13 protein-coding genes are annotated in these 12,663 nt (G+C 35.9%); 9 read left to right on the top strand and 4 right to left on the bottom strand.

All coding sequences use genetic code 11. The annotated features are described in order from the left end of the window. The first annotated feature begins 447 nt into the window (after positions 1–447). From DC498_RS11060 to DC498_RS11025, 8 genes are all read left to right on the top strand, one after another. Positions 448–1,257, top strand: a complete 810-nt coding sequence (locus tag DC498_RS11060; RefSeq protein WP_116874212.1) for a bestrophin-like domain — start codon at positions 448–450, stop codon at positions 1,255–1,257. Between the two features lie 10 nt (positions 1,258–1,267). Next, positions 1,268–1,858, top strand: coding sequence for a glycoside hydrolase family 19 protein (locus DC498_RS11055; protein WP_116874211.1), 591 nt, complete (start codon positions 1,268–1,270; stop codon positions 1,856–1,858). A gap of 429 nt (positions 1,859–2,287) precedes the next feature. Then, entirely contained in the window at positions 2,288–2,716 is a 429-nt protein-coding gene (locus DC498_RS11050) for a hypothetical protein (RefSeq protein ID WP_116874210.1), read from the top strand. A 33-nt stretch (positions 2,717–2,749) separates the two neighbouring features. Beyond that, on the top strand, positions 2,750–3,082 hold the full coding sequence (locus DC498_RS11045) for a hypothetical protein (RefSeq protein WP_116874209.1): 333 nt from the start codon (positions 2,750–2,752) through the stop codon (positions 3,080–3,082). 32 nt (positions 3,083–3,114) lie between these two features. Then, positions 3,115–3,828 carry a hypothetical protein gene (locus DC498_RS11040; RefSeq protein ID WP_116874208.1) on the top strand — a complete coding sequence of 238 codons (714 nt, stop codon included), beginning with the start codon at positions 3,115–3,117 and terminating at the stop codon, positions 3,826–3,828. Between the two features lie 250 nt (positions 3,829–4,078). After that, positions 4,079–4,522 (top strand): VOC family protein, encoded by a 444-nt coding sequence (locus DC498_RS11035; RefSeq protein ID WP_206197590.1) that lies wholly within the window; start codon positions 4,079–4,081, stop codon positions 4,520–4,522. Positions 4,523–4,851: 329 nt separating this feature from the next. Continuing rightward, positions 4,852–5,508, top strand: coding sequence for a DUF4136 domain-containing protein (locus DC498_RS11030; protein WP_116874207.1), 657 nt, complete (start codon positions 4,852–4,854; stop codon positions 5,506–5,508). A gap of 27 nt (positions 5,509–5,535) precedes the next feature. Beyond that, complete coding sequence (locus DC498_RS11025) at positions 5,536–6,144, top strand: outer membrane beta-barrel protein (RefSeq protein WP_116874206.1); 609 nt, start codon at positions 5,536–5,538, stop codon at positions 6,142–6,144. A gap of 1,231 nt (positions 6,145–7,375) precedes the next feature. Here the strand turns inward: DC498_RS11025 and DC498_RS11020 are convergent. The 3 genes from DC498_RS11020 to DC498_RS11010 form a co-directional block, all read right to left on the bottom strand. Next, positions 7,376–8,308 carry an alpha/beta hydrolase gene (locus tag DC498_RS11020; RefSeq protein ID WP_116874205.1) on the bottom strand — a complete coding sequence of 311 codons (933 nt, stop codon included), beginning with the start codon at positions 8,306–8,308 and terminating at the stop codon, positions 7,376–7,378. 336 nt (positions 8,309–8,644) lie between these two features. Further along, complete coding sequence (locus DC498_RS11015) at positions 8,645–9,046, bottom strand: hypothetical protein (protein ID WP_116874204.1); 402 nt, start codon at positions 9,044–9,046, stop codon at positions 8,645–8,647. A 10-nt stretch (positions 9,047–9,056) separates the two neighbouring features. Next, positions 9,057–9,521 (bottom strand): hypothetical protein, encoded by a 465-nt coding sequence (locus DC498_RS11010; protein WP_116874203.1) that lies wholly within the window; start codon positions 9,519–9,521, stop codon positions 9,057–9,059. 288 nt (positions 9,522–9,809) lie between these two features. Between DC498_RS11010 and DC498_RS11005 the strand changes: the two genes are divergently transcribed. Further along, positions 9,810–10,175: an MliC family protein gene (locus DC498_RS11005; protein WP_116874202.1), complete on the top strand. Its 366-nt coding sequence runs from the start codon at positions 9,810–9,812 to the stop codon at positions 10,173–10,175. Positions 10,176–10,278: 103 nt separating this feature from the next. On the opposite strand, the gene DC498_RS11000 is transcribed toward DC498_RS11005, so the two are convergent. Further along, positions 10,279–12,636 (bottom strand): family 20 glycosylhydrolase, encoded by a 2,358-nt coding sequence (locus tag DC498_RS11000; protein WP_116874201.1) that lies wholly within the window; start codon positions 12,634–12,636, stop codon positions 10,279–10,281. Between the last annotated feature and the right edge of the window lie 27 nt (positions 12,637–12,663).

The raw sequence follows: 12,663 nt of genomic DNA, 5'->3' as shown, positions 1-12,663 counted from the left end.
TGTTCAACAATTTTTTGTTTTATTGTCAGGAAATACAGACAGCATAATGATCATCTTATCTGATTATATCTGTGGTAGCATCAAATGGTTGCATAAGCTATCATAATATATTGAGTCTGCCCTCACCCATTTATCCTCTCTCCACACATTGAGGAGGAGAATATTGGTGCAAAATTTGGAATGCACCCATTACTCAGAAGATAACAATAGAGGGTTTCTGTACAAGCCATAATTTTTTTATCAAGATATCCTACTATGATAAATATTCCGAATAGCATGTTTTAGCTATTGCGATGCACATCTCCCCTTTCTAATTTTGTGTTACCGACAAGGAGATACACGAGCAATTAATCACACTTAGCTAACCATTTCTCACTTGTTTTCTTATTTCCCTTTTATCATTTTTAATCGGTCTGGTTGTATTTACCAGAAGCTAAAATATATTATATGCTACTTGCAACATTTAATGATATAACCAATTTGATGCCATCGTGGTTACTATGTTTTCTATTTGTAACAGTAGTCATTTTATGTTCTTTGTTAGGGTTATATATTTTTAACGAATGGCATCGACATACGAAACTACTCCCAAATAATGAGGTGGCGGGTGTAATGTTTGGTGCTATCAGTCTTATCTATTCATTAATACTTGCATTTGTAATAGTGGCAGCATGGGAAGCATACGAAGATCTTGAAAAGGAGATACAGGCTGAATCTGATAAGATGAATAATATTATTACTCATATTTCTACGATGCCTGATTCTATACGCCAACCAATTCATGAAGCCTTATACAATTATTGTCAGCGGGTTAGAGACGATGAGTGGAATATGCAAAGTGAGGGTGTTGATAATCAGTCGAGCGCAATACCCTGCATTCGTTTGATGTTGTTGACACTTGATCCGAAAAACGAATTGCAGCGGAATGTTTTTAAAGTAGTGGATGAGGATTTAAGCCAGATAACTGAGTTGAGGCGAAGTAGGTTAAGCCATAATCGTTCCCAGATACCGGGTATAGTCTGGCAAATCCTTCAGTATGGAAGTGTTTTACTCATTGTATTTTCATATTTCTTTCATGTTGCTTCATTAAAACTCAAGCGGATATATTTATCGTTTTTTTCGGGTTGTCTGGGAATGTGCCTCTTTTTGGTATGGTCACTTGATCATCCTTTCCATAAACATATTCAGGTAAGCAACAAGCCTTATATGGAGATACAGCAGATTTTACAGAAAACCAATTCCATTATTTGTAATTAAATGATTTTTTATGACAATAAATCAATTAAAGGTCGCAGCCTGTACTACAAACGCAAATGCTGAAATATTCCTACCTTATTTTAAGGAGGTGTTTGTAAAATACAACATTAATACCCCGGTAGAACAACTCTGTTTTCTTGCACAGGTAAGTCATGAAAGTGGTGGTTTATTTTATACGGAAGAACTCGCTAGCGGCAAAGCATATGAAGGACGAAAAGACTTAGGCAATATGTATCCTGGTGATGGTATAAAGTTCAAAGGGCGTGGGTTAATACAAATTACAGGAAGAAATAATTATCAACTACTTAGTGCTGCATTACAAGCAGACTTTGTTAACAACCCCACCTTACTCGGTGGAAAAAATATCCATCTGTGCTCTCCTGATCAATTGAAGTATGCGGCGCTAAGTGCTGGTTGGTTTTGGTGGAGAACAAATCTCAGTACAATAGCCAATAAAATTAATATATACCAGCCAATTGATGGAGGAATGAATCTTGAGAATTTTAAATTGATTACTCGCCGCATTAATGGTGGATATAATGGATTGGAAGATAGACTACATCGTTATAAAATGGGGCTTTCTGTTTTCAGTAGTAATTAAAATGGTCAGTTTTGATATTATGATGTGCTTTTTTATGGCAAAATCCTCAGCTATTACTGTAATAGTCTAGGATTCAGATGAGTTAAACACAAATCGACATTGATAAAATTTGAGAGAGATTTTTTTGTTTTTATTTAGAGATATTTAAGTTAGAGTACTCTGCTTTGTGTTAATGAGCTCTTTTGTTTTAAGCAAATGATTATATTAAATAGCCTATTATAGCTATTGATCAATTTTGAAAGTCGCAATAAATTTGCTTATTCAAACAGGAAACGGAAAGCAATAAAATCTGGCCTTCTTATTCGGTTCTTAATCATTCTCATTTTTCATTGCTTTATTTTTTTCCATCTTTTACAAAAAAAGTTTTTTTTCCTAAGCATTGCTTTGGAGTAACGCAACTATATAATTTTTAACTATAAAAAGAATGAAATGACAAAAACATCTTTGACTATTATTGGAATATTCCTGGTTTTGATAGGTTGTTCCACTATTTCCAAATTCGATCAATATGCGTATTCGCAAACTACCGCAATTAAAGTAGATGCGCTAAATGTAATGAGTCATGCTACAGATAGTTTCGTTTTGCATGCTGATGAAGTTGCAAGAGTTCAAACGGAAATTGACAAAATCTATGAATACGAAAAGAATCGCCCTAAAAACATGATTTCGGAAAAAATGTGGGTTCTGCTTAAAGATTCCACGGGCCATTTATTTGGAGGTTTTGTAAGCCGTTGGAAAAAGGACGGCAAACTTGACGATGTATTTGTAAAAGAATCACAGATTGTTATAGGGGCCTCTTTCGATCAGATATCTCAACTGGAAAGTGGAAAAATTAAACCACAGCAGGTAACTAATTAATCAAACATCTTTTAAAAATTTAAATATTCAACAATGATTATCAATTTTGACCAGATATACGAAGACTTAAAATCAGGGGTGGAAGGTGTAGCCAAGCAATCCCTGCAGGATTATCTATCAGAAGCTAAAACAGCAGGGCAGGCCGCACTTAACAATATGAAAGTGAACCTGCTGCACTGGGCGCAGGAAGCAGAAAATGGTGCGCTTACCAAGGAAGACCTGGAATTCCTTTTGCAGGAAGAATCTGCTTTTGAAGAACTAGCAGCGCTCAAACAAGCCGGCATAACCGAAATACGTATAGATGAATTTAAGAATGCCATCATCAATACAATCCTCGGCACAATTGCTTCCTTTATCAAAATTTAAAACATATTTTTTAATTTTTAAATATTTATATCATGACATCTTTATTGTTCAACCCAGCGCTTACCGATGCCAGGCATATAATTATGTATGCTTCAATTGCGCTGATCAGCTTTGTATTTTTTATTCTTGCTGTTTACAGCAACCTGCTTCGTGAGGAGATTAGTGACCAGGATGCTTTCGATTCAAATGCGCAACAATTGCAGCAAAATAAAAAATGGAAACTCTCTCATACAAATGCTCCATTTAGTCTTACGAAAGTACAGTTTGGTATCTGGACAGTAATTATTGCATCTGCTTATATTTATTTATCACTTTGCAAAGGTGATCTCAATCTTGATTCTATCAATAAGACGGCATTAGTGTTAATGGGAATCTTTGCCGGTACCACTGTAGCATCTTCTGTTATCGATAAAAATGAGATCAATGATAACCGTCCTCGCCATCAGAACAGGCCATCGAAGGGCTTTTTCATAGACATTCTTTCGGATGATAATGGAATAAGTCTGCATCGGTTTCAAAACTTTGCATGGACTATGATAGCAATCATTGTATACTTATACAAATTGGCTGGTGCTGATGCAGTGTCAGCTTTACCCGAGCTAAGTGATACCCTTCTTGCACTTACCGGTATTAGCAGTGCAACATATCTTGTGCTTAAAACAAAAGAAAATGATCCTCCCCAGGTGCAGCAGCAAAATTCTGCAACAGATGCGCCTATATTACCTCCCACTCAGGCCGCCGCATAAATTGGATCGATATGGGAGAATGGGAGATGAAATAATGCTACTATAATTATTTGATTCGGGACGGTTTAGGTAATCCGTTTATCCCTTGACCAGGACGTCACTATAATAGTGGCGTCCATTTTATTTCGCTACCTGTGTTTAATGGGTATTTAACTATTCTTGTCGCAATTATTATAACTATTGTTCCAAATAGGTGTCAAGTGGGTATTATTGTTTAAATTACTTTTTATTGGTTATTAAATTAATATGAATGATGAAGAACATAAACTGGTTTGATAATGTTGAGCAACGACCTCATCCTTGGCCTGGACTAAACTGGCTTACAACTTCTATTTACGTGGAAGATGTTTGCAAAGCTGTATCTTTTTATACAGAGGTTATGAAAATGGTATCAATTTTTGAACTGGAGGATGATAATGGTGAACTGCTTTTTGCACGCATACGATACCGTGGTTCAAATTTTATAGTAAATAAAGCGGAGGAGAATTCTACACGTCTTTCCCCGGTTAATACAAACCAGGTACCTTCATTCATTTTTTATTTATACACAGATGATGTAAAAAAAATGACAACGGAAATGCGAGATGCTGGCGCCATAATTTTAATTGAACCTGAAATACAATTCTGGGGTGATTTAAAAGCACGACTTAAAGACCCTTTTGGTTACTGGTGGGATATTGCTGAAAAGATATAATATCAGGTGACATGCTTTATATATTTTATAGACAATAGCCTGTTTTAGCTATTGACCTAGTTAAACCCATGCTGTAATTTTGCCAATGTTATTATTTCTTTCTTCCCCCGATCCGCTAGTGGGCGCTTTTTCTGCAACATATGTTACAGCCCCGCAACATATGTAATAGCCGAGCAACAAATTTTATAGTTTCCGCCACAAAACGTATATCCTTCCAAACGGCTTGTTCTCAATTTTGCATCTCGATATTTTATTGCGCAATGAATAATCGTAAGGCTTCGTAAATAAGAAGCAGACACATTTTCCCTCATTAAAATAATTAAGTAAACATGAAAAAGTTGAATCGTGGCTATTTAAGTTCATTACTACTTGTGTTCGCCGCGTTTGCATCGTGCAAAAAATTACCTCCGGTAGACAATCTTTCCAGTGATTTTGTAGTAGAAACAAAATACGATACATCTGTACATTTCACAACGTTTAAAACATTTGCCATACGTGATACGATAACTGTGGCTACCGAAAATCCAAAAGATTCTGTTTGGTATGATGCGGATGCTCAAACTATTATTAATGAAGTTGCTAAACAAATGAAAGCCGTTGGATATACACAGGTAATGCCAGGAGATAAAGGCGGCGCAGATTTAGGAATTCAATTAATTGGCATACGCAACAGAACTATTTTTAATGTTACGCCCGGATACTGGTGGGGTTTTCCTGGCTATGGTGATCCATATTACTGGGGTGATTTTTATGGTTATCCTTATTGGAATTCTTATTGGTATAGCTACTCCATAAAAACAGGTAGTCTTATTGTGGAAATGGCTAATCTGAAAGATGCTGTGGCCAACCAGAAGTTAAATATTATATGGACTGGCATTGGAAGCGGACAAATTGGAAATTCTAAGTCATTTGTACTCGACCAGTGTATTAAAACTGTTGACCAGGCATTTTTACAGTCTCCTTACTTACATCAAAGTACACAATAATACAATCAACAACAACATATCATTTTTATGAAAAAGATAATAACATTCTCATTAATACTTTTTTCAGGCATGGTGTGCTATGGTCAGCAAAAGGGACACTCAGAAGTATACCTTAACTGGAACCTTGGTGCCCCGTTGAACAACAGTTTTGCTACAGGGTTTAATGCGGCCGGTGGCAGCATAGGATACAACACTTTTATCTGCAAAAATTTTGCAGTGGGTGGCGCAATAGGATGGAATAACTATAACACTTATTATGAAAGGCAAACTTACCATACAAAAACCGGCGCTATTACCACCGATATGTATACCTATATTTTTGCATTGCCTATTATGGCAACTGCTACCCAATATATTAATGCCGGAAAATTTGTATCCCCATATATCAAAGTAGGCGCAGGAGCTTTGTATGGTGAACAAAGCCAGTATTACAATATATACGAAGATAGGACAACAGACTGGGGCTTTACTGTTATTCCTGAAGTTGGTGCAAAAATAAGTTTTATACCTGGTAGTAAATGGAGCCTGAATGCGTCTGCCCAGTACCTGTATGCCACCAATAAGGCAAGTGTTTACAACCTCAACAATATTCAAACACTTAGCGTTAATATTGGTGCAAGCTGGAAATTCCGTTAAATGATTTTATTTGATTGGTACAAGTACGGATAAACAGGTTTCAGATTTGTCTGAAACAGTGTTGAAGGTCATTGAGAAAAATCATCCGGGTTATACCATAATCAAAGTCATATTCTTTGAGGACAACGAGGTAAATGATACTGATGTTGTTATATGGAAGGCAATTTCCTGATGTTGATAATTACTTTGCCGAAATGGTTAAAAATTGTAAAATTATTGTACTTCAAATAACAAAAGACGAGTCAGTACTCTTCCCCAAGAGTTTGTAAGAGATTCATTAAGAATGATAGGAATAGGGTCAGCCGGCTTCGAAAGGAGCCGGTTTTTTGACTTATTTATTGATTGCTGCTTAAATCCAAGGTACTGTTGATGTTAATAGCTCTATATCTTACATAGCGGGTAGGCGTGAGATTATAACTTTTATCGTCTGACTTTTCACAACTAACTTAACATTAATATATATTTTCCCGCAATCACTCTGGTACAATGTGGTAGTGCATTGTAGAAAAATATATTGAAAGGAGGGTTTGACTAATTTACTCATGCCTTATGTTAGTGCCTGATTAGGACAAATATTATCTTCAACAGCTTATAGCACACGGAATGATATTGAATAACATGGTTACCCTCCATAAATTTTTGTCATATCCATTTCATCGGTATTCCATTCATCGCACAAATAGAGTCTTACGTGTAGTATACGAATGGCACTGGATAAAGGCGGTCAGGCCACTCTTCTTCTCATGAAAAGACAATCCCGGCAAAAGCCGGGTAGGAAGTTGAGGATGTGTGTGGCATCCTGGTGGGATGATACGTTGAAACGGTTTGGATTTTTAAAGCTGGTAACCAGCTCCGGTTAATGATACAAAATTACATTTGAGTAAAGATTAATAGTATACCAACCGTTGCAATCACTATTGAAATTGAAGCAAATATTTTTCGATGCCAGGCTATACCAATGTAATGGTATTCAAAAAAGTAAGATGTTCAGTTAATTAAATACTCTCTACTTAATGCAATAAAAAGCCCGGGTAGAGACCCGGGCTAACCAAAACCAACTGCTTACATAAAAATAGAGGTGTATTGTAATCCCATGATTGACTCTCGGATAAACCGGAATTAATCTGTTTATAATGACATTAAAAGCTCCTGTTGATATTGCAAAAATAGCTTGTTCCATACCCGCCGCATATATCTTGTGTTGCAAAAACTGTAAATATTATTTCATTGTTTATTTACCTGCCAGTTTTTTAAATAAGACATTGGCAGAAATAGTAAGCATAGGTTTTTCATTTGGATCATTCACTAGCATATCGGTCTGTAAAGGCTGTTTTTTTACAATGTAGTGATCAATAAAATTTAATATCAATGGAATTTGTGTAATCATTGGAATTACAGAAACTTCATGCCCTAATCCTTCTGCTCTGTATATATAATAAGAATAGTTCTCCTTTTTATATGTATCTGCTATGCTGGACGAACCAAACATTCCTTTATTGAACAAACGAATGCTTTTATACGGTACTATTTTGTCGGCGGTACCATGAAAAAAAAGCGTGGGGGCAGGCTTTACTTTATAAGCAGGCTTCCCTTTATAACTGAGTATAGCTCCTGAAAACGCGATTACACCTGCATATTGAAACTGCGGAGGGAGCTTTTTGCTCTCCTGCTGTTCATTTATTTTCATGTATTCAGATTGTAATACAGTAATGGCGCCCGAGCTTGATCCGGATAATATAATTTTAGAAGTATCTATCCCTACACTATCACTATGTTTTAATATCCAGTTTGTAGCATCAAATAGGTCGTCAACCGCCATATTAATGGCATGTTTTAAAGGAGTAGTGTTAAATACTGATAGATTAGTTACCCCCTTTAACCCCAAACGATAATCTATTGCAATCACCTTAATGCCATGGTGGGCAAGTACATAGAAATATTGATGATAATTGCTGTCGTTTCTTTGTCCGCCAACAAACGCGCCACCGAAAAGAAATAATAGGCATGGGCTTTTAACATTTCCATTTTCTGCGTTGGCATACATATCCAATTGTAGTGTATCTGCATTCTTTATGGTATAGGTGTAGGTTAATTTGTTTACCTGCGCCTGCGAAAAATTTAAAACCAGAAAACCCATAACCAGTGATAAGAGCTGTTTACCCATAGTAGCATATAATATTTGATACAAATAATAATATCGAAAAATAGTAATGAAAATCCTACATAAAAATAGTGTCAGCAATAATTTCAAATATCCATTCTTGGTTTATATCTCCTTTCATGATGGAAAGAAAATCAAGGGCATGGTGTAAATAAAATAATAACCATAACAGTTATTTCATCAATTGGGGTTTTGTTTGCTTCGTTTTAATTTTTTTAAAAATATTAAGCACTACAAGGCAAATACTCCAAAAATTAGATGTTATACTCAACATATATGTGCTTTTTGCCTGATGTATTTTACTTGGAGTGGGAGATGCTGAGCCATGTTGAAAATTGTTCAAATAGATAATCCGCTTGTATCAAGATCTTCTTGTGAGCTGGATTTTCTCCATAATGCTTCTGCTGTCAGGTCGGTTTGTATTAGTTCAACAGGTACGCCCGCATCATCTATAATAGCTACCTTATAGCCTGCAATAGGTTCATACGGACCAAGTAATATCTTTTTATTAGCAATTGCAGTTAAAAGGTTATCTACCTGAAAAGCTACATGGGGTAATTTCTGGATGATAGGATGAAGGGGAGAGTCTTCTTCAAAACGGTGAAACTGTATCCTGAACTGGCCGGGACTATCAGATGTATACATTTTAAATGCAGCACTGTATCGCTCTCCAGGCATTACCTGGGTTGTAGGAATACCCATATGGTGAAATCGGCTTTCAGCACTTTTATAGGATGTCATATTGAATATTTTAAAATACCAGGCAACACGTAATCATTAAGAATACAAGTAGATCGTAGATCATATATATCCAGTCTTCCCATGTAATTGGTTTTTTAAAATCATGTTGGAACCCGGCCAGACCTATATAAAGCCCTACTGTAATAGCAGCAAGCAACGACCATTCGTTATTAATCATACACAAGAAGCCAAGTCCGGCAAGTAGTATTTTTACTAATCCAATTATTTTACGAGTATCTCCGTTAGGATCACCCCGTAACAAAATAGTGTTGCCTTGCCTGTGAGCGGTTATCACCTGTGTAAATCCGGCAACCAACAGCCGAATTCCTACCGTCCAGAAAATGAACCATCTTCCTACAAGAATAGTATTAACATCAGTATGATGAAACTGGTGTTCTGCAATAACTGACAGCACTGGTAACGCAGTTAATAAGAATATATCTGCCAGTATAATTTGTGTATGACGGTGAGACATATAGCGGTTGTTTTAAGCAGCATCAAAACTACCGTCTGGATATTATTGCGATTATATCCATTGTTGAAAATGCTGTAAATTTTGTTGCATCCTTCAATAACCCAAGAATTGACACATTATGAAAAGGACCTGCAACATTTTTGATAGAGCTGTCAATAATATTTAAGACGTATTTATAAAGGGAAACTCTTATTTCATAGTATTCTTGAGTTATGCAAAAAAATATAGCTGCTAATAACCAGTTATCTGTTATTTGCCCGAATTTTACAATAATTTGAAATAAACAAAATGAAACGAAGTACAGGATGGTTTATATTAATCACATTTATGTTTTCTTTATGGAGTTGTACTGCGTACAAAAAAGAACAAGGCGAACAAGAACTTCGGTTAAAAGGGGACGGGCAAAATAATTCAAATAGTTTTGACAATATAGTAGACACAACTCTCCAAGGAACAGATGGAAATAAAATTCACCTGAGTTTTGACAATGTGCAGAATATAGTTGTAGTAGTTTTAGACCGCGATACAGTTCTTTTGAAACAAGATACTACTGCCTCAGGTATTTCTTATTCTAATAAAACATACAAATACACAGAATGGCATCGTGAAGCTAAGTTAGAGAAGGAAGGTAAAGTTGTTTTCAGCACCAGATAGTAATGGGTTGAGTTAAACAAATAATAATAGTATTATTATAATATCTCGTCAACAAATGCTAGCAAGTACTTGTTGTATTTATTGGTCTATCTTCTGCTGTATATTATTCTCCGGATTTGAGCCATGAGGCCGGAATGGGCTTGGGTGTACTTCCATTAAAACTGTATTTAAGGTCTAAAACATAGCCGCCACCATAGTCCATAAAATCAAGCGCAATAGCATGTAATCCTTTTTCTAGACCAATTTGGGCACCCTTGGATCTGTCTGGATGTAATCCGTCATTATTAATGATCTGCTGGTTGCCAATGTACAATACAGCTCCATCATTGCAGGTAAGATAAAAAGTATAAACACCTGTATTGGGTACTTGTATGTAACCCTTGAATTTTAATCCAAAAGCCGGTACTTTAATTGGCGGTGGAACTGTAATTTCTTTAGCTATAAATACGCTATCAACTTGTTTTTTAATATTGGTTGTAAGCGTAAAATAGCCTATATGCAAGGTGGCATTAAGCCCATCCTTAAGTTTGGTTACAGTCTCTGGTATTGCATACTGCTGCTCATTAAAATGAAGTGTATAAGTATCACCCCTGCGCCCCCCGGGGCTAAAAAGTGCTATCTTCATCATTGTGGCTTTATTTAAAGAAAGGGGACTGTCCATTATTGGGGACGTCATATTGGGCGAAGTACTATCTATTGTATAATGTATTTTAAAATAAGGATCAGGGGCAGATGTAAAAAAAACCGTTTTACCTATTATGGCATAATTTTCAACCAATCCTGTAAGATCAGGCAGGCGATAATTTATATTTTGTTCATCCCATTGTCGGTATTGCGTATCCAATCTTTTTAAATAAGAGGTATAATTATACCTGTACGTCCAGCCAATTTCAGACAAAGCTGTCATCCGGGGCATAATCATATAGTCGAGCCTTTTTTCGGAAGGAATCATTTCTGTCCATACGTTAGCCTGCACTCCTAATATAAGTTGTTTATCGGTTTTCTTAAAGTTGTATAACACTTTATCAAAAGGATTATAATGGTATACCGCGGGTAGCGTTAATGCATCCGGAATGGCGTCAAAATATAATGGACCACTTGGTGACATAATTATTTTATGGTGTCTCTTTGCAGCAAGAGACGGCATTTCAGGAACCCAACCTCGCCAGTACATTATAGCAGCAGACGAGTCCACACCACCTTCTATGATTTCATCCCATCCTAATAAGACTTTCCCTTTTGACGCAAAAAAATCCTGCATATAATTATTAAAGTAGCTTTGTACTTGTTCTACTTTTATAAACCCTTTTTGCTTCATAAAATTTTGTACAACGGATGATTCCTGCCAGTTTTTTTTGTTTACTTCATCTCCTCCAAGGTGTATATAACGAGAAGGAAACAGCTCGGTAATTTCGGTAAAAACGTTTTGTGCAAATTCAAGTACTTCCTGCTTGCAAGGACATATTGGGTTAGAAAAAACACCAACAGTGCTGCCGATGAGCGTGTCGCATGTAAGTTCCGGATATATTTTAGTTGCGGCCATCATGTGACCAGGCATATCAATTTCCGGTATTATTTCTATATGACGACTTGCTGCATAACTAATAAAATCACGCATTTCTTCCTGCGTATAAAAGCCGCCATACAATATTTTTTTGTTATTTTCCCTTATATGCTGTTTCTCTAATTCAAAATCAGTATTTCCTGTTGCAACAGCTTTTTCTATACAGGCACTATCCTGATTATTGAAAGTACGCCATGCTCCTTCCAAAGCCAATCGCGGATACTTCTTTATTTCAATACGCCATCCCTGATCATCAGTTAAATGAAGATGTAACTTATTTAATTTGTACCTTGCCATTATATCAGCAAATTTTTTCAAATAAGATATTGAAAAGAAATGCCTTGATACATCCAACATCATACCGCGCCAGGGAAAAGCAGGGTTGTCAGCAATCTGTACACATGGTATTATTAAATTATTTTCTTTTGCTGTTTTATTAGTAGTAACCAATAGCTGGCGCAAGGTTTCTGTTGCATAAAACATTCCGGCGTTATCCCCTGCTGCAAGAGTGATTTTCGTTTTATCTATGTTGATAGTATAGGATTCTGTTGTAAGAGTTGTATCATACTTTAATACAATGGAATTACCTGTGCCATTCTTTTTTGTATTCAAATTTTTTACACCTAAATAGTTTTGCAAAAGTCTTACTTCATTACTAAACCTGTCAGCAGCTGCAATAATGGTCGTCTCGGTATCAATGATGAAATTGCCGGGCTTGGGATGCAATTTGGCTGGATAAGGAATAATGTTATAGTCTGTTTGATTTTGCGCTTTGAGTTTTTCATACGTAAAAGACAATAATAATATACCTAGTATAGAAATTATATTAGTTTTAGTTAATCGTAGTAATTTTATTTTCTTAAATATTTTTTTATTAAAGACAATACTTTTTTTCAATGCTTAATAATTTTATTAGATCCATAA

This window comes from Terrimonas sp. (assembly GCF_003075435.1).
Taxonomy (GTDB): domain Bacteria; phylum Bacteroidota; class Bacteroidia; order Chitinophagales; family Chitinophagaceae; genus Agriterribacter.
Note: the sequence above shows the minus strand (reverse complement) of the source record. Positions and strands in the feature narration are given on the sequence as shown.

What these genes read in the sequence shown, in the direction of transcription:
- DC498_RS11005 (WP_116874202.1), top strand. Translation starts at nt 9,810, where the DNA reads ATGAAACGAAGTACAGGATGGTTTATATTAATCACATTTATGTTTTCT.
- DC498_RS11010 (WP_116874203.1), bottom strand. Translation starts at nt 9,521, where the DNA reads ATGTCTCACCGTCATACACAAATTATACTGGCAGATATATTCTTATTA.
- DC498_RS11045 (WP_116874209.1), top strand. Translation starts at nt 2,750, where the DNA reads ATGATTATCAATTTTGACCAGATATACGAAGACTTAAAATCAGGGGTG.
- DC498_RS11025 (WP_116874206.1), top strand. Translation starts at nt 5,536, where the DNA reads ATGAAAAAGATAATAACATTCTCATTAATACTTTTTTCAGGCATGGTG.
- DC498_RS11055 (WP_116874211.1), top strand. Translation starts at nt 1,268, where the DNA reads ATGACAATAAATCAATTAAAGGTCGCAGCCTGTACTACAAACGCAAAT.
- DC498_RS11040 (WP_116874208.1), top strand. Translation starts at nt 3,115, where the DNA reads ATGACATCTTTATTGTTCAACCCAGCGCTTACCGATGCCAGGCATATA.
- DC498_RS11060 (WP_116874212.1), top strand. Translation starts at nt 448, where the DNA reads ATGCTACTTGCAACATTTAATGATATAACCAATTTGATGCCATCGTGG.
- DC498_RS11030 (WP_116874207.1), top strand. Translation starts at nt 4,852, where the DNA reads ATGAAAAAGTTGAATCGTGGCTATTTAAGTTCATTACTACTTGTGTTC.
- DC498_RS11035 (WP_206197590.1), top strand. Translation starts at nt 4,079, where the DNA reads ATGATGAAGAACATAAACTGGTTTGATAATGTTGAGCAACGACCTCAT.
- DC498_RS11050 (WP_116874210.1), top strand. Translation starts at nt 2,288, where the DNA reads ATGACAAAAACATCTTTGACTATTATTGGAATATTCCTGGTTTTGATA.
- DC498_RS11015 (WP_116874204.1), bottom strand. Translation starts at nt 9,046, where the DNA reads ATGACATCCTATAAAAGTGCTGAAAGCCGATTTCACCATATGGGTATT.
- DC498_RS11020 (WP_116874205.1), bottom strand. Translation starts at nt 8,308, where the DNA reads ATGGGTAAACAGCTCTTATCACTGGTTATGGGTTTTCTGGTTTTAAAT.